Genomic DNA, 26,054 nt, shown 5'->3' on the forward strand with positions numbered 1-26,054 from the left:
CCGGTGGACGGGACAGGGTGCCGTGCGCGCGCGAGCCCCCGGGAAGGGTGATCCCGGGGGCTCGGCAGGACGACGCCCTCAGCTTCGCACAGGGCTACGACCAGCGCCTTCGATTTACGACAGCTGCGACTGGACCTGTGCGGAGATCAGCTCCAGGTGGTCCAGGTCGTCGAGGTCGAGGACCTGGAGGTAGATCCGGGTGGAGCCCACGGCGGCGTAGCGGCCGATCTTGTCGACGACCTCGGCGGGGGTGCCGGCCAGGCCGTTGGCCTTGAGCTCGTCGACCTCGCGGCCGATCGCCGCGGCGCGGCGGGCGACCTCCTGGTCGTCCTTGCCGACGCAGACCACGAGGGCATTGGAGTAGGTGATCGCGTCGGCCGGGCGGCCCGCCTCCTGCGCGGCGGCACGGACCCGGCCGAACTGGGCCTCGCTGTCCTCGGGCGAGGCGAACGGCATGTTGAACTCGTCGGCGTAGCGGGCGGCGAGGCGCGGGGTGCGGGTCGCGCCGTGGCCGCCGATGAGCACGGGGATCCTCTGCTGGGCGGGCTTGGGCAGCGCGGGCGACTTCGTGAGCTCGTAGTGCTCGCCGTGGAAGTCGAAGGTCTGGCCGGGCTCGGTGGCCCACAGGCCGGTGACGATGGCGAGCTGCTCCTCCAGGCGGGGGAACTTCTCCTTCGGGAAGGGGATGCCGTACGCCTGGTGCTCCTCCTCGAACCACCCTGCGCCCAGGCCCAGTTCGACGCGGCCGCCGGACATCTGGTCGACCTGGGCGACCTGGATGGCGAGGACGCCGGGCAGCCGGAAGGTGGCGGCGGTCATCAGGGTGCCGAGGCGGATCCGCTTGGTCTCGCGGGCGAGTCCGGCGAGGGTGATCCAGGCGTCGGTGGGGCCGGGGAGGCCGTCTCCGTCGCCCATCTTGAGGTAGTGGTCCGACCGGAAGAAGGCGTCGAAGCCCAGATCCTCGGTGGCCTTCGCGACGGTGAGGAGGGTGTCGTAGGTTGCGCCCTGCTGGGGCTCGGTGAAGATGCGGAGATCCATGGTTCCATCCTGCACGCAGGGGTTCGCTGTGACCGCACCGGTCCCTGCCGTCCCCGCCTCCACGGGCGGGTGAAATTCGGCCCCCGGCGCAGGCGAGGGGTGGTGGTGCCAGTGACCGGGCCCTTCGGTGATCGTTGGCTCGGGCGGAGCCGGCGCGTCGTCGCCGGTGCGTCATCCGTCACCCGTGTGTGGGTCCTTGGGCCGAGGAGGCCGTCATGTCCGAAGAAACCGTGCCGCTGACTGCGGGGGCCGGGCAGCCGAAGGGGTTGCTTCAGCAGATGGAGGAGTTGATGGCGGCGCTGAACGCGGACCTGTCGGCGCTGGACGCGGATCTTCAGGGGGCCGAGGGTTCGGTACGGGAAGCCGGCGAGGAGGAGGCCGGCTGAGGTCGGTCGCCGGTTGCCGGCCGGTGGGGCTGGGGCGCGCGGCGCCCCCGAGAAAGTGGGTGCGGCCGGGGCAGAGACGGGCTGCACCCCCTCAGGGGCGCGGGGAGCTGTGCGACCGGCCGCTCACCCCGCTTCCCGTTCAGGCAGCTCCTCCGCCCGGTCCGCCAGTCTTCGCAGCATCTGCACCACCCGGTCCCGCGACTCGTCCGCCGCGTCGATCGCCTCCATGCACTGCCAGTAGGTCGTCTCGTCGTCCGCCGCGCAGGCCAGGCCGACCAGGGCTATGCCCACCTCGCCGAGGAGACCGCCGAGGCAGAGGAGCGCCTGGCGGGCGTCGCCGAGTTCGGTGAGCTGCGCGGCCCGCAACTCCGCCACGGCGATGTCGGGGCGCTCCAGCACTCCGCAACCCCGGCCCGCGAGCTCGGTCAGTCCGAGGGCCTCGCCCCGGAGCTCGGGCGGTCCGGCGACCGCGAGGCGGCTCCCTATCGCCTGGGCGAGGGCCTGCGCCTGCCACACCTCCGCCATGACCTGAGGCGCCTCGCCGCCCCCGGCCAGGGCACGCCTGCTCGTCACGATGAGCCGCACCGCGTCCATCGGCTGCCCCCGTCTGTCGCGACGTCCCCGGGCTCGTCCACCCGAACTCCCTTGTCCACTACCCAGAGTGAGGTCGCTCGGAACGAAAAGCCAGAGGTAGGCGGAAATCTGTGGACAACAAATCGGTTTCGGTCCCCCTTTTCATCACGGAGAGTGAAAGAGGACTGAATCCTTCCTCACGGTGCGGGGAACCGCCGCTCATTGCGGTCGATCTTCGCGTCCAGCGCGGCCAGCGCGTCGACGCCGAGCACCTCGCAGAGCTGGAGCAGATACGCGAGCACGTCGGCGATCTCGTCCGTGACGCGGTGCGCGGTGTCGGGGTCGTCCATGACCCGCGCCGACTCCTCCGGGGTCAACCACTGGAAGATCTCGACCAGTTCGGAGGCCTCCACACTGAGCGCGGCGACCAGGTTCTTGGGGGTGTGGTACGGCTGCCAGTGGCGCGCCGCCGCGAAGTCGGCCAGCCGGCGCTGCAGTTTCGCCACGTCGAGGGGTTCTGTCACGGCTCCAGGTGTACCACCGTGACCCCGTCCGTCCCCGTGGCCCACGAGGCGTCGCTCACCGCGCCGACGAACCGGATGTGTCCGCGGTCGCACATCCGCACGGCCAGCCGCAGGAGTTCGGTGCGCTGCCTCGGGTCCAGGTTCCGGTCGAGGTTGTCGGCGAGCACGGTGAGCGTCTGCATCGCCGCGGGCACCTCGCCGGCCGGGTCGACCTCCAGCACCCCGGGCCCGGTCAGCAGCACCAGCGCGAGGGCGAGGTACCGCAACTCGCCGTCCCCCAGCCGCCCGAGCTCCGTGCGGTCGCCGTCGCCGCGGTCGAGCAGCGCCCGGACCGTCCCGCCGGGCAGGGCCTCGGCGAGCACGTCGGCGACCGGTCCCGCGCATCCGGCGCGCACCGCGGCGACGAGCTGCGCGTGCCGCCGGCCGCACTCCGCGCGGGTGCGCCATAGGACGTCGGCGAGGTTGTCGCAGCCGCCGAGCAGCCGTCCGGAACCGGTCGGAACGGGCAGCCTCATGCGTCCGGGCCGCGGGTCGCAGCCGAAGACGGAACGCAGGGCCACGACCATCTGCTCGGCGGCGGCCAGGACGCGCCGCTGTCCGTCCGTCTTGCCGGCCACCCGCAGCGGGAGCAGGGGGGTGCCGAGCCGGTCGTCCGGGAGCGGGGCGCGGGTGACCGGCGCGCTGCCGGCGGTGTGCCAGGCGGCCTGCACGGCCCGACGGGAGGGATCGCGCAGGGCGGTCTCCAGCAGGACCAGTCCGCCGGACGTCAACCGCTCCCCCACGATGCGCAGTTCGGGCTCGGCCTGGACGGCCACGTCGAGCCGGACCGGCCCCTCGGGCCCGTCGGCCGTGCAGCCGATGCGGAAGCCGCGGCGGCGCTGGGCGTCGGGGCGGGCCCGGTCGGGGACACAGGCGGCGGGCCGGGGGAACGCCTCGGCCAGGCTCGCGCCGCCGCCGAGCCGCGCGAGTGACTCGTACGCCCGGAGCGCGCTCGTCTTGCCGCTCCCGCTGGGCCCGGCGAACAGCGTCAGCGGCCCGAGCGGCAGCCCGGCCCGCCGGTGCCCGGCGTACGCGGAGAGCCGCAGCTCGGTGAGGCAGGGCCGGTCGGGGCGGCACCCACCGCCCTGCGGCAGTTCCGCGGACGGAGGAGCCGACTGGGCCGGCACGACGGAGGAGGCGGGGGACGCGCGCATATCCGGACCGTAGGGCTCCGCCACCGGGCGAACCGTTCCTGCGCGGCGGCCTTCCTACGAACGGGCGAACCTCCCCCGGGCTCAGACCCCCGGCATCCCCGCGCTCTCCATCAGCCCCGTCACCTCGGTGCCGGCCGGAGTGAGCAGGAACACGTTCCGGTCCACCCGGTGCATGCCGCTGGCCAGCCCGAACACGACACCCGTGCTGAAGTCGAGGACCCGCTTGGCGACCTCGCTCTCCGCGCTGGTGAGGTCGAGCAGGACGGGGATGCCCGCCATCAGGGTCTCGGCGACCTCGCGGGCGTCCGCGAAGACGTTGATCCGCAGGACCACGAACCGGCGCCGCGCCTCGGTCTCGGCCTCCGGCCTGGACCGGTGGTCGACCGCGGACGGCCACGCGTCCCGTCCCCGCAACGGAACGACCTGGGCGAGCCCCTCCCACTGTTCATCGGTGACGTCGTACCTGTTCACCGGCTGCCCCCGCTCCGACTCGCCTTCAATGCCTGCACCAGCCAATTCTTACGCCAAGTCACCCGTTCGGCCCAACAACGACACGGTCCGCGACCGCGTCGGCGGACACATCACACCCCGCCCCGCGGGACGAAAGGGTCTTACCCGCCTCACACCGGACTCTTGGCCTCCGTCCGCGCCCCGCTCACCGGGTCCGATTAGCGTCCGGTGGCGTGCTCCTGGCAGATACTCGGCTGTCGGCACCCGGCCGGCCGGCCCGGCCCTCGGTGTCCCCCGCCCCGGAACCCCCGACGCAGTGGCATCGCGTCCTGACGCTGCTCGCGGACGTCAGCCTCTTCATCGGCACGCGCGAGGTGTGGACGCGGGCGGCCGGCCACCGGCCCGCCGTGGCCGGGGTCATCTCGGTCTGCTACGCCTCGATCCTCGTCTGCGGGGTCCTCGCCCTGGTCGTGCGCGGCCGGCGGGCCCTGGCGCGCGTGGACCTGTGCGTGCTGGTGACCGGTCTGACGCTCGCCCTGTGCGCGTTCGTCCTGTTCCACCGCGGCTCCGACGAGTCGGTCCTCACCGCGCAGGCGGCCCGCGACCTGGTCGCCGGGCACGGAATCTACGGCCGTCCCTGGCCGTGGCTCTTCGGCCGCGACGGCATCGCGCTCACCCCGACCGTCACGGGCGGCTACGACTACACGTACGGCTATCCCCCGCTGGCCCCGCTGCTGACCGCGCCCCTGCTGTGGCTCGGGCACGGGGGACTGCCGGCCACAGCGACGAGCACGGGCGCGCTCCTCGTCGGCACGGTCGTGCTGTGGTGGCTGCTGCCCGTGCCGTGGCGGTCGGCGGCGACCATGACGTGCCTGGGCTTCTCGATGGTCACCATGTACGGCCGGCTCGGCTACCCGGCGATCCTGGCCCTCGCCCTGCTGGTGCCGGTGGTGGTGCGCTGGCCCCGGATCGGCCGGGGCGGACGGCTCGGGGCGGCCGGGACGGCACAGGCCGCCTGTCTGGGCGCGGCGTGCGCGGCACAGCAACTGCCGTGGTTCCTCGCGCCGTTCCTGCTCGCCGGGATCCACGCGGTGCGGCGCGGTGAGCTCGGCGCGCGCGGGGCCCGCTCGGTGGTGCTGCGGCTCGCCGAGGTCGCCACCGGCACCTGGCTGCTGATCAACGCGTACTTCGTCGTGAGCCAGCCGGCCGCGTGGCTGAAGGGGATCGCGCTGCCGCTCGTCCAGGGTGCGGTGCTGCACGGGCAGGGCCTGGTCGGGGTGTCGCTGTACCTCACCGACGGCAGCGACCGGCTCGACTGGTACGGGTACGCGAGTCTGCTGCTGCTCGCCGGCCTGCTGGCGCTGTTCGTGCTCTTCGTGCGCCGCCTGGGTCCGGCGGCGACCGTGCTGCCGTGGCTGGCCTTCTGGCTGGCGACGCGTTCGCAGGACGGCTACTACCTGATGATGACCCCGCTGTGGCTGGCGGCGGCGGTCACCGCGCCCGCGTCCGAGTTCGCGGGGGCCTGGCAGCCGTTCGCGCGCCGGCTCACCGGCCCTGACCGGCGTCCCGCGCGGATCGCCGCGGCCGTCCTGCTGCTGGGCCCGGCGCTCGCGAGCGCGACGGTGGCGGCCACCGGCTCACCGCCCCTGCGCATGGAGGTCACCTCGGTGCGTCACGACGTGCGCGCGCTGTCCCGGCTGACCCTGCGGGTCACCAACACGGGCGACGACGCCCTCACGCCCCACTTCACCCTCACCCGGGGCCAGGGCATGTACCCGTACTTCTCGGTGCTGCGGGGGCCCGCCACACTGCCCGCCCACGCGACGGCGACCTATGAACTGCGGCCGCCCGAGGGGACGTACGCGCTCCCGAAGCCGGGGCAGCGGGTCCGGCTGCGGGTGTTCACGTCCTCGCCGCAGACGCTGTCGAGCACCTACGTCACGCTGCCGGCCGCTTGACGAGGAGCGTGGCGGCGCCCGTGGTCAGGCCGCGGATCATGCCGAGCTGGTTCCGGCCCGGCCGGCAGGCACGACGGGCCGGTCCTCCCCCGCACCGGGGGTGCGGGGAAGCGCGCGACCGGCCGTGCCGAGGCCGCGGTCGCCCACGGCCTCAGACCACCAGCCGCACCAGCGCCGCCCTGGCCCGCGCCACCCGGGACCGGACCGTGCCCACCGGACAGCCGCTCACCACGGCCGCCTCCTCGTAGGACAGCCCCAGCATCTGGGTGAGGACGAACGCCTCCCGCCGCTCGGCGGACAGTGCCCCCAGCAGGTCGAGCAGCGCTATGCCGTCGTCGAACCCGGGCACGCCCCGGGGCTGGGCCCGCTCGACCGCGGCCTGCCAGTCCGGACCGTCGTACCGGCGGGGCCGGGCCGCGGTGTGCCGGAAGCCGTCGATCACCGCGCGGCGGGCGATGGACAGCAGCCAGACCCGCGCCGAGGAGCGCCCCTCGAACCGGTGCAGGCTGCCGAGCGCGCGCAGGAACGTCTCCTGGGCCAGGTCGTCGACGGCCTGGGGGTCGGCGCAGAGGTGGGAGACATAGCGCAGGACGTCACGGTGCAGGGCACGGACGAAGTGGTCGACGGCGTCCGCGTCACCGGCGCGGGCGGCGAGTGCCCAGGCGGTGGCGGAGGCGTCGGCGGACTCCCGTCGGGCGCGGAGGTCGGCCGGGACGGGCGGGGCGGAAGTGATCACCAGGTGTCCTTCTCGGGTCAGCCGTGATCCGGACCACCGCCTGTGCGCACGCGGGCGCGGGGCGGTCCGGTGAGGGGATCCGGCCGCAGGGCGCCGACGTGGGCGTGGGCGTACGGCCGGGGACCGGGCCGCACAGGGGCGGCCTCGGTGCACTGGCTGTCGTCAGGCGACAGCGATCCCCGCGGGCGGACCGCGATGACTGATCGCGTGGACGAGAAGGAGAAGCCGCGGCGCCCGCCGTGAGCGGGACCGGCGCATCCGCGGACGCGGGCGGTGCGGGGTGGCGGGCAGGGCGAGCAGCAGCCGCAGCGGGGCGACCAGCCGGGCCGCGAAGGCCCGCAGGACGCGGAACGCGGCCCGCTCGCCGTACGCCAGCCAGAGGCCGGTGAGCAGTGCGGCGAGCAGGTGGGCCGCGTACATCCCGAACGGCACGAGGAAGGAGAGCGCGTCGACACCCGACGAGGTCCCCATGGGGGCCGCGTCGAGGGAGTCCATGCCGCTCATGTGCGCGGACTCCCTGTGCATCCCGCCCATGCCGGGTGCCGCCGCTGCGGACTGCGCGAGGGAGAACGCCGAGTGCAGGACTGTCTGGGCAGCGACCACGACGGCGACGATCAGCGGCAGCCCGCGTTCACGGCCGGCCAGACACCAGCCCGCGCCCCCGGTCGCGACCAGGCCCGCGGCCAGTGTCCGGCCCGGGACGTCGGCGCCGGACATGAGGACGTGCCCGAGGGCGGCGAGCAGCACACAGACGGCCGCGAACACCGCGGCCCGTACCGTGCGTGCGCACCACCCTGCTGTCATGGCGCCCCATCCTCCCATCCGGGCACCGGTCCCCACCTGTGGGTACGGAAATCCACGGGCGTCCGCTCACCGCGTACGGCGGCTCCGTACGACGGCGAAGGCACCGGCCGCCGCCCCGAGCACGCCCACGACCAGCCCGGCGGCGCCGAGAGCGCGGGCTGTGGAGTCGCGCGCGGCGCCGGACGTGCCGGCGCCCGAGGTCAGCTTCAGGACGGGCGCCGGGTTCTCCGGGTCCGCGTCGCCCGGGGCGGCCTGCTCGATCCAGCGGACGACCTTCCCGTCGGAGTAGGTCTGGAGGGTCTTGAAGGGCAACCGGGCGATGTCGTCGGGCAGTTGGCCGAAGGCGACGTCGAAGTCCTCGTACCGGCCGGGGCCGATCCGCCCGCCGGTCCAGGTGATCTCGGAGACCGCGTCGGTGATCGTGCCGTCGTCCGTCCTGACCGGCCTCCTGAGCCTGGTGTCGGTGACCTTGGCGGTCCAGCCGTCGTGCGGGGAGACGAGCACGCCGAGCAGGGGATGGCCGGCGGGCAGGAAGAGCTGGACCTTCGTGGTGCTCGCGGTGTCGCTCTCGTCGGGCACGCGGAAGGTCAGGGCGCCGTCGGTGGCGCCCTTGGGGTAGCTGTCGGGGTGGACGGTGACGTGCGCGGAGGCGACGCCCGCGGCGGTGAGGACGATGGAGGCGGCCAGTGCGGTGCCGAGGCCGGCGCGGCGCAGGGCGGTGGCTGTCGAGGACATGGGTGAGGAATCTCCGTACGGACGGGAAACGGGTGAGGGGCTCAGACGGGGTACGGGATCCTCGTGGGCGGTCCGCGCCGGTGGACCGTGTGACGGAGCAGCAGGGGGCGGGGGGTGCGCGGGGCGTCCGCGGGCGGCCGCACGGGGCCCGGTGCGGCCGGTTCGCCGTACCCCTGCCACCAGGCGGCGAGGCCGGGGACGAGGGTGACGGCCCGGCGCAGCAGGGACCACAGAGCGGCCTCGCCGCACCGGAGCCACCAGGTCAGCAGCAGGGCGGCCGAGACATGGGCGGCGGTGGCGTGCGGGGTGAGGGCGTGGACGTGCGGGTGGGTCGTGCGCATGCCGTGCATGACCGTCATGGCGGGCGGACGGGCAGCCGCGAAGCACCGGTGGAGGCCGCCCTGGGAGGTGAGCGTCGCCCCGCCGATGGCCCCGAGCGACCGTTCCCGGCCGCCGAGCAGCCACCCGGCCGCGAACACCGGCACGAACCCGGCCGCCTGTGTCCACAGCGGTGGTGCCATGCCGGTCGCCAGCGTGTGTCCACCGGCGGCCAGCAGCACGCACAGCGCGGCGAACACCGCCGCGCGCAGGCTCCGGACCGCAGGGGACGCCCTCACGGCGACCGATACTCCCACGCCCGGTCCGGCGCCCCTCGGGCGGTCCGGTCACGTCCTTCGCCATGCGGGAGGCGTCGCCGCACACGTAGAGGTGGGCGCCGTCCTGGAGCCAGGACCACAGCAGCGGGCCGTGCTCGCGCATCCGGTCCTGCACGTAGACCTTGGCGCGCCGGTCGCGGAGAACGCGGTGTCCAGGCGGGTGAGGGTGCCGTCCGCGAGGAAGCCGGTCAGCTCGTTCTCGTGGCAGACGTCGGTCGCCCTGTGCTGTTCGCCGAAGAACAGCCAGTCCGGGGCGCGGTGGCCGAGCGCCCGGCGCTTGTTCGAGGAAGCCGACGAAGGGGGCGACACCGGTGCCGGGGCCGGTCATGACCATGGGTGTGGCGGGGTCGGCCGGCGGGCGGAAGTGCGGGGAGCGCTGGACGTGGACGGGAACCGGGGTGTCGGGGGCGGCGTCGGCGAGGAAGGGTGAGCAGACGCCCTGGCGGGGCCGGCCGTGCAGGTTCTCGTAGCGGACGACGGAGACGGTCAGCGAGACGAGGTGCGGGTCGGTCAGCGGGCTGGACGAGATGGAGTACAGGCGCGGCTGGAGGCGCCCGAGGGTGCGTGCCCACTCCTGCGGGCCGGCCTGCACGGCGTACTCCGTGATCACGTCCACGGCCTGCCTGCCCCAGCCCCACCTGGCGAGCCCGTCCTTGTTCCCGGGGCGCAGGAGCTTCTTCAACTCCCGTGGGTCGCGCCGCGAGCAGGTCGGCGCCGCCCCCTTGGTGCAGAGCCTGCCGGAGTTGGCGGGTGCTCCTTGTCGCCGGACGCCTTCAGGACCGTACGCCGTCCGTCCGGGCCCCTCCCGATGTCGAGGACCGGGCCGCAGCCCACCCCGCAGTACGAGCAGACCGTCCGCACCGCGGGCACGCCTCCTGAGCTCAGCCGGTTCGATCTCCACCGACCGTACGAAATGCCCATTACACAGATGTCTCCCAAGCCGTTCACCAGGGGTTACACCGCCCGCACAGCTGATGGGGAAGTGTGGTGAGCGCCTCACCGCGCCCGGCCTGGCCGGAACCGACGCGCCACAGACTTGGAACGGTTCCATTTCTTGAACCATTCGTGTTTGTGGGGGTAGGTTGTCCCCCATGACCGCCCCCCAGCCTCCGAACACCGCCGCTGAGCTGCGCGGTGCCGGCCTGCGGGTGACGGCCGCGCGCGTCGCACTGCTCGAGACCGTCCGGGCCGGTGACCACCTCGCGGCCGACGCGATCGCCACGGGAGTGCGCGACCGCCTCGGCCACATATCCCTCCAGGCCGTGTACGAGGCCCTGCACTCGCTCACCGCGGCCGGCCTCGTGCGCCGTCTCGAGCCGCCCGGCAGCCCGGCACGGTTCGAGGGACGGGTCGGGGACAACCACCACCACCTGGTCTGCCGGTCGTGCGGGGCCGTCGTCGACGTCGACTGTGCCGTCGGTCACGCGCCCTGCCTGACAGCTTCCGACGACCGCGGCTTCTCGATCGACGAGGCCGAGGTCATCTACTGGGGCCTGTGCCCCGCCTGTTCCGCCCAAGGGCTTACTTCAGCACCGTGATCCACCCAGTTCGGAAGGACTGACATGTCTGAGAACCACGACGCAATCGTCACCGACTCCAAGCCCGAGGGCACTGGCGGCTGCCCGGTCGCGCACGAGCGCGCCCCGCACCCCACCCAGGGCGGCGGCAACCGCCAGTGGTGGCCGGAGCGCCTGAACCTCAAGATCCTCGCCAAGGACCCGGTCGTGGCGAATCCGCTCGGCGCGGACTTCGACTACGCCAAGGCGTTCCAGGCCCTGGACCTGGACGCGGTGAAGCGGGACATCGCCGAGGTGCTCACCACCTCGCAGGACTGGTGGCCGGCCGACTTCGGCAACTACGGCCCCCTGATGATCCGGATGGCCTGGCACAGCGCCGGCACCTACCGCATCAGCGACGGCCGCGGCGGTGGCGGCCGTGGCCAGCAGCGCTTCGCGCCCCTGAACAGCTGGCCGGACAACGGCAACCTGGACAAGGCCCGCCGTCTGCTGTGGCCGGTCAAGAAGAAGTACGGCCAGTCCATCTCCTGGGCCGACCTCATGATCCTCACCGGCAACGTCGCCCTGGAGACCATGGGCTTCCAGACCTTCGGCTTCGGCGGCGGCCGCGCCGACGTCTGGGAGGCCGACGAGGACGTCTACTGGGGTCCCGAGACCACCTGGCTCGACGACCAGCGCTACACCGGCGACCGCGAGCTGGAGAACCCGCTCGGCGCCGTCCAGATGGGCCTCATCTACGTCAATCCCGAGGGCCCCAACGGCAACCCGGACCCGCTGGCCGCGGCCCGCGACATCCGTGAGACCTTCCGCCGCATGGCCATGAACGACGAGGAGACCGTCGCCCTCATCGCCGGCGGCCACACCTTCGGCAAGACCCACGGCGCGGGCCCCGCCGACCATGTCGGCAACGACCCCGAGGCCGCCTCCATGGAGGAGCAGGGCCTGGGCTGGAAGTCCACCTACGGCACCGGCAAGGGCGGCGACGCCATCACCTCCGGTCTCGAGGTCACCTGGACCACCAAGCCCACCCAGTGGAGCAACGACTTCTTCGACATCCTCTTCGGCTACGAGTGGGAGCTCACCGAGTCCCCGGCCGGCGCCAAGCAGTGGGTGGCCAAGGACTCCGAGGAGATCATCCCGGACGCCCACGACCCGTCGAAGAAGCGTCGGCCCACGATGCTCACCACCGACCTCTCGCTGCGCTTCGACCCGATCTACGGCGAGATCTCCAAGCGCTTCCACGAGAACCCGGACCAGTTCGCGGACGCCTTCGCCCGCGCCTGGTACAAGCTGACCCACCGTGACCTGGGCCCGAAGTCCCTGTACCTCGGCCCGGAGGTCCCCGCCGAGACGATGCTGTGGCAGGACCCGCTGCCGCAGGCCGAGGGCGAGGCCATCGACGCCGCCGACGTGGCGGCCCTGAAGGTCAAGATCCTGGAGACCGGCCTCACGGTCTCGCAGCTCGTGTCCACCGCGTGGGCCTCGGCGTCCACCTTCCGCGGCAGCGACAAGCGCGGCGGTGCCAACGGCGCCCGCATCCGCCTGGAGCCGCAGCGCGGCTGGGAGGTCAACGACCCCGAGCAGCTCGCGCAGGTCCTGCGCGTCCTGGAGGGCGTCCAGGCCGAGTTCAACACCGGTGCGAAGAAGGTCTCCCTGGCCGACCTGATCGTCCTCGCGGGTGCCGCGGCGATCGAGAAGGCCGCCAAGGACGCCGGCTACGCCGTGGAGGTCCCCTTCACGCCGGGCCGCGTGGACGCGACCGAGGAGCACACCGACGTCGAGTCCTTCGCCGCGCTGGAGCCGACCGCGGACGGCTTCCGCAACTACGTCGGCAAGGGCAACCGTCTGCCGGCCGAGTACCTGCTGCTCGACAAGGCGAACCTGCTCACCCTGAGCGCCCCCGAGATGACCGTCCTCGTCGGTGGTCTGCGCGTCCTCGGCGCCAACCAGGGCGGCACCGTGCACGGCGTCTTCACCGACCGTCCGGGCGTGCTGACCAACGACTTCTTCGTCAACCTGCTCGACCTGGGCACGACGTGGAAGTCCACCTCGCAGGACCAGACGCACTTCGAGGGCCGTGACGCGGAGACGGGCAAGCTGAAGTGGACCGGCACCCGTGCCGACCTGGTCTTCGGCTCCAACTCCGAGCTGCGCGCGCTCGCCGAGGTCTACGCGAGCGACGACGCCAAGGAGAAGTTCGTGAAGGACTTCGTCGACGCGTGGGTCAAGGTCTCGAACCTGGACCGCTTCGACCTGGTCTGAGCATCCGCATGACACAGGGGCCGGTCCCGGCGGACCGGCCCCTGTGCCGTGTCTAGACGAGCCCTGCGACGAACTTCCCGAGCCGCGCGATCCCCTCGCGCAGTTCCCCGGCCGAGGCCGCGTAGGACAGCCGGACATGCGTGTCGGCGGTGTCCACCCCGAAGTCCCGCCCGGGCGTGAGCGCGACCTGCGCCTCCTTCAGCGCCCGCCCGCAGAACTCCCACGAGGTCAGCCCGGTGCCGCTGACGTCGAAGTAGACGTAGAACGCCCCGTCGGGCGGCACGGGCACCGGCAGACCGATCTGTGCGAGCCCGTCGAGGACGAGGGCCCGCCGCCGCCCGAACTCGGCCCGCCGCTCCTCGCACACGGCGAGCGACTCGGGTGTGAAACAGGCGAGCGCGGCGTACTGGGCGGGGGTGGAGGCGCAGATCATGTAGTTCTGGGCGAGCCGCTCCAGCGCGGGCACCAGCGCCTCGGGCACCACGCACCAGCCCAGGCGCCAGCCGGTCATCCCGAAGTACTTCGAGAAGCTGTTGATGACCACGGCGTCCTGGTCGTACGACAGCACACTGCGCGGCGGCCGTCCGTGCTCGTCGTGGTCGCCGAGGTCGAGGTAGATCTCGTCGACGATCCGCCAGGCGTCCCGCTCCCGGGCGACCTCGCTGATCGCGGCCAGCTCGTCGGCCGGCACCGAGGTGCCGGTCGGGTTGGAGGGGCTGGCGACCATGATCCCGCGGGTGCGGTCCGTCCAGCGCGACCGCACGGAGGCCGCGTCCAGCTGGTACCGCGACCCGGCGCCGGTGGGCACGAGCGTGACCCGCGCCCCGAAGCTCTCGGCGATCTGCCGGTTGCACGGGTAGGAGGGGTCGGCGATGAGCACCTCGTCGCCGGGGTCGACCAGCGCGGCGGCGCCCAGCACCAGCGCGGCCGACGCCCCGGCGGTCACGACGACCCGGGCCGGATCGACGTCGACGCCGTGCCGCTCGCCGTAGAACCGCGCTATGGCGAGGCGCAGTTCGGGCAGCCCGAGCGCCCCGGTGTAGCTCATGGGCCTGCTGCCCACGGCTTCCCGCATCGCCTCGATCACGGCCGGCGGGGCCCCGAAGTCCGGCTCCCCCAGGCTGAGTTTGACGACGTGCCGCCCCTCGGCCTCCAGCGCCGCGGCATGCTTGCCGAACTCCATGGCGTAGAACGGCGCGACGGACTGGGCGCGTTGCGAGATCCTCATGCGGCGGCCTTCCGGGGGTCGTGTGGTCGAGGGCTCCAGAGGGGCCACGCTCTCGGGCGGGATGTCAGCGCCATCGTGCCGCAGGAACCCGTGACCGGGGTAATCGTGTGCCGCGGCGCCGACCGGGAAGGCGGATGTCCGGGCCGGTCCGCCGGCCCGTGACGTTCCCGCTTCGCGACCCTTCGGAGACCCGGCGTGACACTCGGTGGCAGACCCGCACTTCTCGCACAGGACACCACCCCCGACCTCGCGGCGCGCAAGCAGCGGCTGCGCCGCCGTCTGGAGCGGCTGATCGGCGTGGCCGCGACCGAGGGCAACGACCTGGTGCCGCTGCGCAACGGCGATCAGATCTTCCCCGCGATGCTCGGAGCGATCCGTTCGGCCCGGCACACCATCGACATGATGACGTTCGTGTACTGGCGCGGGCAGATCGCCCACGACTTCGCCGACGCGCTGGCCGAACGCGCCCGTGCGGGGGTGCGGGTACGCCTGCTGCTCGACGGCTTCGGCGCCAAGGAGATCGAGGGGCGGTTGCTGGACCTCATGAGCGCCGCGGGCGTGCAGGTGGCCTGGTTCCGCAAGCCGGCGTGGCTGTCGCCGTTCAAGCAGAACCACCGCTGCCATCGCAAGGCCCTCGTCGTCGACGAGGACACCGCCTTCACCGGCGGCGTCGGCATCGCGGAGGAGTGGTGCGGCGACGCGCGCAACCCCGCCGAGTGGCGGGACACCCATGTCCGGGTGCGCGGTCCGGCCGTCGACGGCGTCGCGGCCGCGTTCGCGCAGAACTGGGCCGAGTGCCACGACGAGCTCTTCGACGCCCGTGACCGCTTCACGGAACACCGGCAGGCCGGCTCGTCGGTGGTACAGGTCGTCCGCGGCTCCGCGAGCATCGGCTGGCAGGACATGCAGACCCTCATCAGGATCATGCTCAGCTCCGCCGAGGAACGGTTCCGGCTGGCCACCGCCTATTTCGCTCCGGACGACTACTTCATCGACCTGCTGTGCGAGACCGCTCGCCGCGGGGTGCGGGTCGAGATCCTGCTGCCCGGTCCCCACACCGACCAGCGCGCCTGCCAACTGGCCGGTCAGCACCACTACACGCGTCTGCTCCGGGCGGGCGTGCACATACGCCAGTACCAGCCGACCATGATGCACGCCAAGATCATCACCGTGGACTCGGTGGCCTCCCTCATCGGATCCACCAACTTCAACCGGCGCTCCATGGACCACGACGAAGAGGTGATGCTCGCCGTGCTGGACGAGGAGTTCACCGCCGCCCTCGACAGGGACTACGAGACGGATCTCGAACGCAGTGTGGACATCGACCTGCACCGCTGGAGAAGGCGGGCCGTGCTGCAACGCGTCGGGGAGGCCGCGGTCGGGCCGATCCGACGCTTCCTGTGAAACGACCTGACGTCCCGTGACCACAAGTCCGTCACCACAGCCGGTAACCACAGCCGTAACCACAAGAAGGTCTCGCCATGGATGACGCGGACGGTCGCACGACGCGATGGCGGACGGCGCTGCGCCGGACGCCGGTGACCGTCTGGAACGACGACGTCACGGACTGGGCCGCGGCGCTCACCTATTACGCGGTCCTGGCCCTGTTCCCCTCCCTGCTGGTGATTCTCTCGATCCTCGGTCTGGCCGTGCCCACCGCCGAGCCGGAGGTCATCGACCGCGTGGTGCAGGCCACTCCGAGCGCGTCCCGTGCCCTGCTGCGCGGCGCCCTGCGGCAGATGGCCGGGCAGTCGTCGACGGCGTGGACGTTGATCTTCGTCGGTGGGACGGGCGCCCTGTGGTCGGGATGCAGCTATCTGAGCGTCTTCCGCCGCGCGCTCTACGCCATGCACCGCGTCGACGCGGACCGGCCGGTCTGGCGTACCGCTCCGCGCATCCTCGCCACCGCCCTGGTGCTGCTCGCCCTGCTCCTGACGTCGACCCTCGCACTGCTGATCAGCGGCAACCTGGTCCGGCGCCTGAGCAGTGCGCTGCATCTGGGCACCGGTCTCCAGACCGGCTGGGACACACTGCGGTGGCCGGTCATCGCCGCGGTCGCCGTGGCCCTGGTCCTCGTTCTGTACCGTTCGGGCCCGGCGTGCTCCCGCCCCGTCGGCCGGACGGCGCCGGGCGGCACCCTGGCGGTGGCCCTCCTGCTGGCCGTCTCGGTCGGGTTCGCCCTGTACACCTCGCACGTCGGCACCTACAACCGGCTGTACGGCTCGCTGGCGGGCGTCGTGGTCTTCCTGGTCTGGCTCTGGCTGTCCAACCTGGCCCTCCTGGTCGGCGCCCAGTTCAACGCGGAGCTGGCGAAGCCCGATCAGGGGGAATGAGCCGGTACCGAGCCGCCTTCGCTGCCGTGCACGCGTGCCGGCGCCCGTCGGTCGGTGCTGAGCTTGCCTTCGGTCAGCACGGTGGTCGCCCTCGTGGTGCACCCCTCCCGGCGATCGTGCGGCCCCCTCTCATCCCGCCCTGCCCCTCGGAGCCTCGTCGGCGTCATCCCGGACCTGTGAGGCTGAGCGTTCCGGGGCCTGCGCGCCCTGTGCCGTGGCGAGCGGGCCCAGACGCTGCGCGGCGCTGTCCAGCAGTCCGAGGTCGGCCTTGGTGTGCGCGATGGCGGCGTCGATCAGGACGGCGACCAGCGGCTCGTCGGCGTGGGCGCGGCGCTGTTGCGCCAGTCCCGCGAGCTCGGACAGGTACGTCTGCCGCTGCGACTCGATCAGTGCGGCCAGGGCCTGCGGGCCCAGCGCGACAGCGCCGAGGAGCTTCAGGAACAACTCGTCGCGGAAGCCGCCGACGCGCACCCAGGGGGTGGTCGCCCACGAGCGCAGCTCGGCCTCGCCCGCCTCGGTGAGCGTGTAGAGGTTCTTGTCGGGCCGGTCGGTCTGCGCGACCTGCGAGCGCGAGACATAGCCGTCCCGGACCAGCCGTTCGAGGATCTGGTACAGGTGACCGATGTTCAGGCCGCCCCACTGCGGGCCGACGGCCTCCTCGAACCGGGCCTTGAGTTCGTATCCGTGATTCGGTCGCCGGGTCAGCAGCGCGAGCACGGCGTGGTGGAGCGGCATACACGTCCCTTCTACATTGTGACAACATACCCCTGCATTGTCGCAATGCATGGGCGGGGATGTACGGGCGTGCTGAGGGCGAGGCTGGACACATGGCTGTGAGCGTGGCGTTGCGCGGGGTGAGCCGCCGGTATCCCGGCCTGACCGCTCTGGACGAGATCGACCTGGAGGTCGCGGCCGGCGAGGTGGTGATGCTGACCGGGCCGTCCGGCGCCGGCAAATCCACCGTCCTGCATGTGACGGGCGGGATGGACCTGCCCGACGAGGGGCACGTCGAGATCGACGGCACACGACTGAAACCCCGGGACCTGGACCGTCACCGGCGGCGCGTCGGCTTCGTCTTCCAGCGCTTCCACCTGCTGCCCGCGCTGACCGCGCTGGACAATGTGCTCGCCCCCGTCCTGCCGCGCAGAGTGGACTTCGACCGGCGTGCGCGCGGCATGGAGTTGCTCGAAGCCGTGGGCCTGGACCAGCGGGCCGACGCCCTGCCCTCCCAGTTGTCGGGCGGCCAGCAGCAACGCGTCGCCGTCGCACGGGCGTTGATCAACCGGCCGGGACTGTTACTGGCCGACGAGCCCACGGGCAACCTGGACAGCGTCATCGGGCGGGAGATCATCGACCTGCTGATGTCGCTGCGGGAGCGCTACGGGATGACGATGCTGATCGCCACGCACGACGCCGAGGTCGCCGCGAGCGGTGACCGGGTGGTGCGGTTGCAGGACGGCAGGATCACCTCGGACCAGCGGATCACACCGTCCGGCGACGTGCTGAACCGGCTGGGGGGCCTGCGCCCGTGATGACGATGGTTCTCGACCAGCTGCGGCGGCGGCGCGGGCGCGCGCTGGCCCTGGCCGCCGGAATCCTGGTGGCGGCGACCAGTTTCACCCTGCTGACCGCGACGGTGAGCACGAGCCAGGCGACCACCGTGGGCACGGTCCGGAAGAACTCACGCTCCGCGTACGACGTCCTGGTACGCCCGCCCGGCTCGCAGACGGACGTGGAGCGGCGCAGCGGTCTGGTCGCGCCGAACTTCCTGTCCGGCACGTTCGGCGGCATCACCGTCGACCAGTACCGGCGCATCCGCGGCATGGCCGGCATCGACGTGGCCGCACCGGTCGCCAACATCGGCTATCTCATGGTGGCGAGCACCGTCACGGTGGACGTGTCCCGCTTCCTGGACGGGAAGGCGTCCCGGCAGATCCTGCGCATCCGCCCGGTGCTCACCTCCGGACTGGGCAGCTACCGCACCTCGGACGAGTACGTCTACCTCACCCGCTCCCCCCTGACGTCGGCGTCGGAGTCGGACGGTCTCTTCCAGTCCGACACCCTGGAGACGGGTGCGGCCGACAGGAGCACCCAGCGGTACCGGATCAAGGGGAAGTACGACGTCTGCTACTACTTCAACTGGGACAAGACCGAGCAGACCCAGTTCAACCTGGATCTGCCGTTGAAGCCGAACATGATCGCCGAGGACCTCAGGGACAGGTCGCCGTTCGACCCGGACCTGAGTTCGCGGATGAATTGCCAGTCCGGCCGGGCCAAGGCCACGATCGACGTTCCGGTCAGTTACCCGGTACTGCTGTCCGCCGTCGACCCGGTGGCCGAGGACCGGCTGGTGGGCCTGGGCGGCACCATCGCCTCGGGCCGGATGCTCACCGAGCAGGACAAGCCGTGGCGGGTGTCGGGCGCCAAGAGCGTCCACGGCCGGCACGACACCTACATCCCCGCACTGCTCAGCGACGCCCCGCTGACCACCGGCACGCTCGACGCCACGGTCGAGCGGCTCGACGTCGGCGACCCGGCCGAGCTGCCCTCGAAACTGGGCAACCCGACGGCCGGCCGCTTCGTCCGTGACCTGCGCGGCACACCGGTGGGCACGACCCGCGTCGACCTGAGCAAGGGCTACCGGAAGGCACTGACCGAGAACTCGTTCGACACCGGCAGCTATTGGACGGTCGGCCCGGTCACCTACCGCCGGACCTCCGACGGCGACCTCGCCGCGCAGCCGCAGCCCCCGCAGAAGCCCGGCCTGTGGATCACCAACTCGAACCAGCAGCCGTTCCCCAACGTCCCCGAGGAGAACCACCAGGGCACCCAGTACCGGAAGGTGACCAGTCACGCCGCCACGGACTGCATCGGCCTGGGCAGGTGCGACGGCGTGGACTCCGGACGCCTGCCCAATCCCTTCGTCCGCCTGGTCGGCCGCTATGACACCGGCAGACTGCCCGGCTTCTCGCCCCTGTCCGACACCCCGCTGGAGACCTACCAGACCCCGCAGGTCACCGGTGCGGACAGCGCGACCCGGGCGAAGCTGCACGGCAGGCCGTTGCAGCCCGACCGCAACCTGGGCGGCTACGTCAGCCCGCCGCCCACCATGCTGACGACGATGGACTCCGTCACCGCGCTCACCGGGAGCCGTCGGGTCCCGAGCCTCCAGGACAAGGCGCCGGTCAGCGCGATCAGGATCCGGGTGGCCGGAGTGACCGGGGTGGACACCGCCTCCCGGGCACGGGTGAACGCGGTGGCCGGCAAGATCCGGGCCACCTACCCCCGGCTCCAGGTCGACGTCACGGTCGGCAGCTCGCCCGCACCGCAGACGGTGGCACTGGCCGACTCGGCGCAGGTGACGGAGCGTTGGGTCGCCAAGGGCGTGGCACTGCGCATCCTCCGGGCGGTGGACACCAAGAGCGCGGTGCTCTTCCTGCTGGTCCTCGTCGTGTGCGCGCTCTTCATCGGCCAGGCCGCGCTGGCCTCGGTGCGCTCACGTCGCACCGAGATCGGCACGCTGCGCTGCCTCGGCTGGAGCGGTGGCGAAGTGCTCCGCCTGGTCCTCGCCGAACTGGCGTTGATCGGCCTCGCCGCCGGAGCCGTGGGCACGGTGCTCGCGTACGTGCTGGGCCGGGTGCTGGGCCAGCCAGAAGCCGGCGCCAAGTCACTCCTCGTGCTCCCGGTGGCGCTCCTCCTGGCCACGGCGGCGGGCCTGATCCCCGCCTGGCTCGCCACCCGGCTGGGACCGATGGAGGCCGTCCGGCCCCCGGTGACGGCGGCCCGCCGCCCGCACCCGGTGCGTTCGGTGGCCGGACTGGCCGTGCTCAACCTGCTGCGGGTGCGGGGCCGCACGCTGCTGGGTGCGGCCGGGCTGGCGCTGGGAGTGGCCGCGTTCACCGTGCTGCTCGCCCTGACGCTGGCCTTCCGGGGAGAGGTGGCCGGGTCGCTGCTGGGCAGTGCCGTGGTGGCGCAGGCGCGCGAGGCCGACTACCTCAGCGTCGCCCTCTCCCTGCTGCTGGGCGCGGCCGGCGCCATCGACGTCCTGGTCATCTCGCAGCGTGAACGCGCCGCCGATCTCGCGGTGCTGCGGGCGACCGGCTGGACCAACCGCGAGCTGGCGAAGCTGACCCTCTACGAGGGGATCGGACTGGCTCTGCTGGGCGGCCTGTCCGGTGCCGTGCTCGGTCTGGCCGGGGTGCTGACCCTCGGCCGGGGCGTGCTGCACGGTCACCTGTTTCCGGTCGCCGGCGCCGCGCTGCTGGCCACGCTCGCGGCGACCGCCCTGGTGGTGGCGGCCCTGACGGTGCCGATCCGGGGGCTGTCCCGGATCGCCCCCGCCCACCTGCTCGCCGCCGACTGACCCGAGCCGCCGCCACCGCCGGTGGCGGCGGCTTCGCACAGCGGAGGACCTCGGCCGCGCTCACGGGCCGGGAAACCGGAACAACCTGGGAAATCGCAGGTCAGAGCCCCTTTGCGGCGGGCTCCAGGATCGCGACGCACTCCATGTGATGGGTCATCGGGAAGAGGTCGAACACCCGAAGCGTCCGCACCCGGTACCCCCCGTCCCGGAAGTAGCCCAGGTCCCGCGCCAGCGCGGCCGGGTCGCAGGCGACGTACGCGATGCGCCGGGCGCCCAGGGACGACAGGTGCTGCACGGTCTTGCGGCCCGCTCCCGCGCGCGGCGGGTCGAGGACGATGAGGTCGACCTCGGTGATGCCGGTGCGCGGCAGGACGCTCTCGACCTTGCCCTGCTCGATGCGGACCCGGTCGAAGGCGGCGAGGTTGTGGCGGGCGTCCTCGACCGCGCGCTTGCCGGACTCGATGCCGAGGACGGCGCCCTTGTCGCCGAGGCGGTCGGCCAGCGCCCCCGCGAACAGGCCGACACCGCAGTACAGGTCGAGCGCCATCTCGCCCTTGCGCGGCAGCAGCCCCTGCATGACCGCCTTGACCAGGGTGTCGGCGGCCTGCGGATGGACCTGCCAGAAGCCGCCGCTGCCCACCCGGTGGGTGCGGCCGTCGGCGCGCTCGCGCACGAAGGCCCGGCCGTGGACGCGGTGGATGCCGCCGTCCTTCTCCTCGACGCGCATCACGGAGACGGGCTTGTCGAGTTCGACCAGGGGGAGGCGGGCGCCGGGGCGGGGCTCCAGGATGACCATGCGGTCCTGGGAGCCGGTGGCCGCGATCGCCTCCACGGAGGCCATCCCGGACCAGTCGCGCTCCTCGATGCCGAGCTCGCTGACGCCCGGCGCGGCGATCATGCAGTGCTCGATCGGCTCGACCTCGTGCGAACGGTGGCGGCGCAGACCGGCGTTGCCGTCGGCGTCCACCGCGTACTGCACGCGGGTGCGCCAGGCGGGCACCTCGCCGGCCGGCAGCTTGTCGCCCTCGGCCGGCATCACCGTGCCGTCCCAGCCGGCCTCCTCGGGCGTGAGACCGGCGAGCCGCTTCAGCTGCTCGGCGACCACCTCGCCCTTCAGACGCCGCTGAGCCCCGGGCTTCGCGTGCTGCCAGTCGCAGCCGCCGCAGCGGCCGGGACCGGCGTAGGGGCAGGGCGCCTCGATGCGGTCCTTGGACGCCTCCAGGACCGTCACCGCGTCGGCGCGCAGGAACCGCGCGCCCTCCTCGCCCTCGGTGACCCGGGCCACGACCCGCTCGCCGGGCAGCGTGTGCCGGACGAACAGCACCTGGCCGTCGTCCGTGCGGGCGATGCAGTGCCCGCCGTGGGCGACGGGGCCGACCTCGACCTCGAACTCCTGCCCCACCAGCGATTTCTTCGGTTCTGCCTGCATGGCGGGGTGACTCCACAACGTCAAGGGAAGAGGCGGGACGACGACCCGCCAGGACAACAGCCCACCAGTCTACTTCGGCGCCGACGGCTCCTTCGCCCGCTCGGCCGGACCACGGCGCACCGCACCCGGCGCGTTCCACTCCTGCCGCCGCTTGGCCCGGAGCTTCGCCGCCTCCGAGGACTGGAGCTGGTACGGCACCGAGGTCACCATGACCCCCGGCGTGAACAGCAGCCGGCCCTTGAGCCGGAGCGCGCTCTGGTTGTGCAGCAGATGCTCGTACCAGTGGCCCACCACGTACTCGGGGATGATCACGGCCACCGCGTCCCGCGGCGACTCCTTCCGCAGCCCCTTCACGTACTCGATGATCGGCCGGGTGATCTCGCGGTACGGCGAGTCCAGCACCTTCAGCGGTACGTCGATCCCGCGCCGCTCCCACTCGTCGCGCAGCGCCTTGGTCTCGGCCGGGTCGACGTTGACGCTCAGGGCCTCCAGGGAGTCCGAGCGCATCAGCTTGGCGTACGCCAGTGCCCGCAGCGCCGGGCGGTGGATCTTGGAGATCAGGACGACGGAGTGGACGCGGGACGGCCGCAGACTGTCGTCGCTCGGGCCCTCGGGCGCCGCGATCTCCTCTGCCACCCGGTCGTAGTGCTTCCGGATCGCCGTCATCGTCGCGTAGAAGATGCACATGCCGAGCAGGGCCACCCAGGCGCCGTGGGTGAACTTGGTGACCAGCACGACGACCAGGACGAGCCCCGTGAAGAAGGCGCCGAAGGCGTTGATCGCACGGGAGCGGATCATGTGGCTGCGTGTGGCGGCGTCCTTCTCGGTCGCCAGGTGGCGGTTCCAGTGCCGGACCATGCCGGTCTGGCTGAGCGTGAAGGACACGAACACGCCGACGATGTAGAGCTGGATCAGCCGGGTCGAGTCGGCGCCGTAGATCCACACCAGGAGTCCGGCCGCGCCGGCCAGCAGCACGATGCCGTTGGAGAAGGCGAGGCGGTCGCCGCGGGTGTGGAGCTGGCGGGGGAGGTAGCGGTCCTGGGCGAGGATCGAGCCCAGCAGCGGGAAGCCGTTGTACGCGGTGTTCGCGGCGAGGAACAGCACCAGCGCGGTGGCCGCGGCGAGCACGATGAACAGGAAGCTGCCCTTGCCGAAGACGGCCTCGGCGACCTGGGAGATCACCGGGTTCTGGACGTAGTCGGAGCCGACGGCGACGCCGTTGTGGATCAGGTCGACGGCCGGGTTCTCGGCCATGCGGACCTTGGTGGCCATGGCCAGCGCGATGATCCCGCAGAACATGGTGACCGCCAGCAGGCCCATCGCGGCGAGCGTGGTCGCCGCGTTCTTCGACTTGGGCTTGCGGAAGGCGGGCACGCCGTTGGAGATCGCCTCGACGCCGGTGAGCGCGGCACAGCCGGAGGAGAAAGCGCGCAGCATCAGGAAGACCAGGGCGAAACCGGCCAGACCCTGGTGTTCGGCCTTGATGTGGTAGTCCGCCGTCGGCGCCCGCATGGTGTCGTCGAGCACCAGGCCGCGGAACGCTCCCCACGCGATCATGACGAAGACGCCCGCGACGAAGACGTAGGTCGGGATCGCGAAGAGCGAGCCGGACTCCTTGACCCCGCGCAGGTTCATCAGGGTCAGCAGGACGATCACGCCGATCGCACAGAACACCTTGTGCTCGACCACGAAGGGGATCGCCGAGCCGAGGTTCTCGATGCCGGAGGCGATGGAGACGGCGACCGTGAGGACGTAGTCCACGAGCAGGGCGCTGGCGACCGTGAGGCCGGCCTTGGGACCGAGGTTGGTGTTGGCCACCTCGTAGTCGCCGCCGCCGCTCGGGTACGCGTGCACGTTCTGCCGGTAGGAGGCGACCACGGTGAACATCAGCACGACGACCGCGACGGCGATCCAGGGGCTGAAGTGGTACGCCGACACGCCCGCGATGGACAGGACCAGCAGCACCTCGCCGGGCGCGTACGCCACGGACGACAGCGGGTCGGAGGCGAACACGGGAAGGGCGATGCGCTTCGGCAGGAGCGTTTCCCCGAGCCGATCACTGCGCAGTGCGCGCCCGATCAGGATCCGTTTGGGCACGTCGGTCAGTTTGGACACAACAGAGAAGCGTAAGCGTTCGAACGGGCGGGCAACCACCCGGCACCCCGCATCTGCTCTCCGGGTGAAATCGGCGGCCGCCCGGCTACGGATTCCGTGGGGCACCGGATGCGCATGCCTATATGACAAGACCCCGCCCCCCTTACCGCCTCCGGAGGTTCCGTGCACACGACCGCAGAGCTGATCGGCGCCGCAGCCACCCTCGTCGGCCTCGGATTCCTGACTCTCGCGAGCGTCCGCAGCATCAGCCGCCGTTGATCGGAACGAAGTCACGGGCAACCGTGCACAGGGGTGCCGTCGTCCTACCGCGCGTGTGTAGCTTGGGCCTCTGTCTGAGACCCTGATGTGGCTGAGCAGTAACTGTTGACACCGGAAGGACGGTCGTGCACATCGTCATCATGGGCTGCGGGAGAGTGGGTTCCGCTCTCGCCCAGACCCTGGAGCAACAGGGGCACACGGTCGCCGTGATCGACCAGGACCCCACCGCCTTCCGACGACTGGGCTCCGGTTTCGGCGGCCGTCGCGTCACCGGAGTCGGCTTCGACCAGGACACCCTGCGCGAGGCGGGCATCGAGGAGGCCGGCGCCTTCGCCGCGGTCTCCAGCGGCGACAACTCCAACATCATCGCCGCGCGTGTGGCCCGCGAGATGTTCGGCATCGAGAACGTCGCCGCCCGCATCTACGACCCCCGGCGTGCCGAGGTCTACCAGCGCCTGGGCATCCCGACGGTGGCCACGGTCCGCTGGACGGCGGACCAGATGCTGCGCCGGCTGCTGCCCTCGGGGGCGGAGCCGTTGTGGCGCGATCCCACCGGTGGCGTCCAGTTGGCCGAGGTGCACGCCTCGTCCGCCTGGGTCGGCCACAAGATCAGCAGGATGCAGGAGGAGACGGGCGTCCGCGTGGCGTTCCTGACCCGCCTCGGCGAGGCGATCCTGCCCACCTCGCAGACGGTGTTGCAGGAGGGCGACCTGGTGCACGTGATGATGCGCACCGACGAGGTCGACAAGGTCGAGGCGTCCTTCGCCAAGGGTCCCGAAGAGGAGGGCGGTCACTGATGAGGGTCGCCATTGCCGGTGCCGGTGCGGTCGGCCGCTCGATCGCGGGCGAACTGCTGGAGAACGGCCACGAGGTCCTTCTCGTCGACAAGGCGCCGACCGCCATCTCGGTCGAGCGCGTCCCGCAGGCGGAGTGGCTGCTCGCCGACGCCTGCGAGATCACCTCCCTGGACGAGGCCGCGCTCCAGCGCTGCAACGTCGTGATCGCCGCGACCGGCGACGACAAGGTCAACCTGGTCGTCTCCCTGCTGGCGAAGACGGAGTACGGCGTCCCGCGGGTCGTCGCCCGGGTGAACAACCCGAAGAACGAGTGGCTGTTCAACGAGTCCTGGGGCGTGGACGTCGCCGTCTCCACCCCGCGCCTGATGTCCGCCCTGGTCGAGGAGGCGGTGAGCGTCGGCGACCTGGTCCGCCTGCTCCGCTTCAGCCACGGCGACGCGAACCTCGTGGAGCTGACCCTGCCCGAGGAGTCGGCGCTGGCCGGCACGACGGTCGGCGATGTGGAGTGGCCCGAGGACACCTCCCTGGTCACCATCATCCGCGGCACCCGGGTCCTCACCCCGTCCCAGGAGGACTCCCTGGAGGCGGGCGACGAACTCCTCTTCGTGGCCGCCCAGGCCCGCGAGGAACAGCTCGAGGATTTGCTGTCGGTCCGCCGGGAGGAAGCCTCCTAGACGGTACGACGACGGAGGGCGCCCT

At 72.1% G+C, this 26,054-nt stretch carries 23 protein-coding genes and 1 pseudogene; 10 read left to right on the forward strand and 14 right to left on the reverse strand.

Annotated elements, in window-relative coordinates:
* Nucleotides 1-114 precede the first annotated feature (114 nt).
* A complete protein-coding gene (locus ACIQJT_RS31020) occupies nucleotides 115-1,038 on the reverse strand; it encodes an LLM class F420-dependent oxidoreductase (RefSeq protein ID WP_402649099.1) in 924 nt (307 codons plus the stop codon).
* Nucleotides 1,039-1,253: 215 nt separating this feature from the next.
* Here ACIQJT_RS31020 and ACIQJT_RS31025 point away from each other — a divergent pair, with 215 nt between their 5' ends.
* Complete coding sequence (locus ACIQJT_RS31025) at nucleotides 1,254-1,424, forward strand: hypothetical protein (RefSeq protein WP_402649102.1); 171 nt, start codon at nucleotides 1,254-1,256, stop codon at nucleotides 1,422-1,424.
* A gap of 123 nt (nucleotides 1,425-1,547) precedes the next feature.
* Here ACIQJT_RS31025 and ACIQJT_RS31030 read toward each other — a convergent pair whose 3' ends face one another.
* The 4 genes from ACIQJT_RS31030 to ACIQJT_RS31045 all read right to left on the reverse strand — a co-directional run bounded on the left by ACIQJT_RS31030 (nucleotide 1,548) and on the right by ACIQJT_RS31045 (nucleotide 4,185).
* Nucleotides 1,548-2,018: a DUF6099 family protein gene (locus ACIQJT_RS31030; protein ID WP_365456633.1), complete on the reverse strand. Its 471-nt coding sequence runs from the start codon at nucleotides 2,016-2,018 to the stop codon at nucleotides 1,548-1,550.
* Nucleotides 2,019-2,194: 176 nt separating this feature from the next.
* Entirely contained in the window at nucleotides 2,195-2,521 is a 327-nt protein-coding gene (locus tag ACIQJT_RS31035) for a nucleotide pyrophosphohydrolase (RefSeq protein ID WP_365456630.1), read from the reverse strand.
* On the reverse strand, nucleotides 2,518-3,714 hold the full coding sequence (locus ACIQJT_RS31040; RefSeq protein WP_402649107.1) for an AAA family ATPase: 1,197 nt from the start codon (nucleotides 3,712-3,714) through the stop codon (nucleotides 2,518-2,520). The genes ACIQJT_RS31035 and ACIQJT_RS31040 overlap by 4 nt, the downstream gene beginning before the upstream one ends.
* A gap of 81 nt (nucleotides 3,715-3,795) precedes the next feature.
* Complete coding sequence (locus tag ACIQJT_RS31045; RefSeq protein WP_365456624.1) at nucleotides 3,796-4,185, reverse strand: cell division protein SepF; 390 nt, start codon at nucleotides 4,183-4,185, stop codon at nucleotides 3,796-3,798.
* Between the two features lie 266 nt (nucleotides 4,186-4,451).
* On the opposite strand from ACIQJT_RS31045, the gene ACIQJT_RS31050 reads away from it, so the two are divergent.
* Nucleotides 4,452-6,122 (forward strand): hypothetical protein, encoded by a 1,671-nt coding sequence (locus tag ACIQJT_RS31050; RefSeq protein WP_402649298.1) that lies wholly within the window; start codon nucleotides 4,452-4,454, stop codon nucleotides 6,120-6,122.
* 151 nt (nucleotides 6,123-6,273) lie between these two features.
* On the opposite strand, the gene ACIQJT_RS31055 is transcribed toward ACIQJT_RS31050, so the two are convergent.
* The 5 genes and pseudogenes from ACIQJT_RS31055 to ACIQJT_RS31075 form a co-directional block, all read right to left on the reverse strand.
* Nucleotides 6,274-6,858, reverse strand: a complete 585-nt coding sequence (locus ACIQJT_RS31055; protein WP_402649111.1) for a sigma-70 family RNA polymerase sigma factor — start codon at nucleotides 6,856-6,858, stop codon at nucleotides 6,274-6,276.
* 162 nt (nucleotides 6,859-7,020) lie between these two features.
* Nucleotides 7,021-7,662 (reverse strand): hypothetical protein, encoded by a 642-nt coding sequence (locus tag ACIQJT_RS31060; protein ID WP_402649115.1) that lies wholly within the window; start codon nucleotides 7,660-7,662, stop codon nucleotides 7,021-7,023.
* Nucleotides 7,663-7,728: 66 nt separating this feature from the next.
* The gene (locus ACIQJT_RS31065; protein WP_402649299.1) at nucleotides 7,729-8,397 is read right to left on the reverse strand and encodes a YcnI family protein; all 669 of its coding nucleotides are present in this window, start codon (nucleotides 8,395-8,397) and stop codon (nucleotides 7,729-7,731) included.
* Between the two features lie 41 nt (nucleotides 8,398-8,438).
* Complete coding sequence (locus ACIQJT_RS31070; RefSeq protein WP_402649300.1) at nucleotides 8,439-8,975, reverse strand: hypothetical protein; 537 nt, start codon at nucleotides 8,973-8,975, stop codon at nucleotides 8,439-8,441.
* 148 nt (nucleotides 8,976-9,123) lie between these two features.
* Nucleotides 9,124-10,146, reverse strand: a pseudogene (locus tag ACIQJT_RS31075) (hypothetical protein); the annotation flags it as partial.
* On the opposite strand from ACIQJT_RS31075, the gene ACIQJT_RS31080 reads away from it, so the two are divergent.
* Complete coding sequence (locus tag ACIQJT_RS31080) at nucleotides 10,145-10,591, forward strand: Fur family transcriptional regulator (protein WP_053848515.1); 447 nt, start codon at nucleotides 10,145-10,147, stop codon at nucleotides 10,589-10,591. The pseudogene ACIQJT_RS31075 and the gene ACIQJT_RS31080 sit on opposite strands and share 2 nt — an antisense overlap.
* 24 nt (nucleotides 10,592-10,615) lie before the next feature.
* Complete coding sequence (gene katG / locus ACIQJT_RS31085) at nucleotides 10,616-12,832, forward strand: catalase/peroxidase HPI (protein ID WP_365456612.1); 2,217 nt, start codon at nucleotides 10,616-10,618, stop codon at nucleotides 12,830-12,832.
* Nucleotides 12,833-12,884: 52 nt separating this feature from the next.
* Here the strand turns inward: katG and ACIQJT_RS31090 are convergent, their stop codons facing one another.
* Nucleotides 12,885-14,060, reverse strand: a complete 1,176-nt coding sequence (locus ACIQJT_RS31090; protein WP_402649120.1) for a pyridoxal phosphate-dependent aminotransferase — start codon at nucleotides 14,058-14,060, stop codon at nucleotides 12,885-12,887.
* Nucleotides 14,061-14,255: 195 nt separating this feature from the next.
* Here ACIQJT_RS31090 and ACIQJT_RS31095 point away from each other — a divergent pair, with 195 nt between their 5' ends.
* Nucleotides 14,256-15,464 carry a phosphatidylserine/phosphatidylglycerophosphate/cardiolipin synthase family protein gene (locus tag ACIQJT_RS31095; protein ID WP_402649123.1) on the forward strand — a complete coding sequence of 403 codons (1,209 nt, stop codon included), beginning with the start codon at nucleotides 14,256-14,258 and terminating at the stop codon, nucleotides 15,462-15,464.
* A gap of 77 nt (nucleotides 15,465-15,541) precedes the next feature.
* Nucleotides 15,542-16,393 (forward strand): YihY/virulence factor BrkB family protein, encoded by an 852-nt coding sequence (locus tag ACIQJT_RS31100; protein WP_365456603.1) that lies wholly within the window; start codon nucleotides 15,542-15,544, stop codon nucleotides 16,391-16,393.
* Between the two features lie 129 nt (nucleotides 16,394-16,522).
* Here the strand turns inward: ACIQJT_RS31100 and ACIQJT_RS31105 are convergent, their stop codons facing one another.
* Nucleotides 16,523-17,128, reverse strand: a complete 606-nt coding sequence (locus tag ACIQJT_RS31105) for a helix-turn-helix transcriptional regulator (RefSeq protein ID WP_365456601.1) — start codon at nucleotides 17,126-17,128, stop codon at nucleotides 16,523-16,525.
* A gap of 92 nt (nucleotides 17,129-17,220) precedes the next feature.
* On the opposite strand from ACIQJT_RS31105, the gene ACIQJT_RS31110 reads away from it, so the two are divergent.
* The gene (locus ACIQJT_RS31110; RefSeq protein ID WP_402649128.1) at nucleotides 17,221-17,925 is read left to right on the forward strand and encodes an ABC transporter ATP-binding protein; all 705 of its coding nucleotides are present in this window, start codon (nucleotides 17,221-17,223) and stop codon (nucleotides 17,923-17,925) included.
* A gap of 5 nt (nucleotides 17,926-17,930) precedes the next feature.
* Nucleotides 17,931-20,756 carry an FtsX-like permease family protein gene (locus ACIQJT_RS31115; protein ID WP_402649131.1) on the forward strand — a complete coding sequence of 942 codons (2,826 nt, stop codon included), beginning with the start codon at nucleotides 17,931-17,933 and terminating at the stop codon, nucleotides 20,754-20,756.
* 100 nt (nucleotides 20,757-20,856) lie between these two features.
* Here ACIQJT_RS31115 and ACIQJT_RS31120 read toward each other — a convergent pair whose 3' ends face one another.
* Both ACIQJT_RS31120 and ACIQJT_RS31125 read right to left on the reverse strand, forming a co-directional pair.
* Complete coding sequence (locus tag ACIQJT_RS31120; protein ID WP_402649134.1) at nucleotides 20,857-22,185, reverse strand: class I SAM-dependent RNA methyltransferase; 1,329 nt, start codon at nucleotides 22,183-22,185, stop codon at nucleotides 20,857-20,859.
* Between the two features lie 69 nt (nucleotides 22,186-22,254).
* Nucleotides 22,255-24,300: an APC family permease gene (locus tag ACIQJT_RS31125; protein ID WP_365456589.1), complete on the reverse strand. Its 2,046-nt coding sequence runs from the start codon at nucleotides 24,298-24,300 to the stop codon at nucleotides 22,255-22,257.
* 383 nt (nucleotides 24,301-24,683) lie between these two features.
* On the opposite strand from ACIQJT_RS31125, the gene ACIQJT_RS31130 reads away from it, so the two are divergent.
* Nucleotides 24,684-25,355 carry a TrkA family potassium uptake protein gene (locus ACIQJT_RS31130; protein WP_053848508.1) on the forward strand — a complete coding sequence of 224 codons (672 nt, stop codon included), beginning with the start codon at nucleotides 24,684-24,686 and terminating at the stop codon, nucleotides 25,353-25,355.
* Nucleotides 25,355-26,029 (forward strand): TrkA family potassium uptake protein, encoded by a 675-nt coding sequence (locus ACIQJT_RS31135; protein WP_053848507.1) that lies wholly within the window; start codon nucleotides 25,355-25,357, stop codon nucleotides 26,027-26,029. The genes ACIQJT_RS31130 and ACIQJT_RS31135 overlap by 1 nt, the downstream gene beginning before the upstream one ends.
* Nucleotides 26,030-26,054 lie beyond the last annotated feature (25 nt).

It is taken from the genome of Streptomyces sp. NPDC091972, assembly GCF_044756385.1.
Lineage (GTDB): Bacteria > Actinomycetota > Actinomycetes > Streptomycetales > Streptomycetaceae > Streptomyces.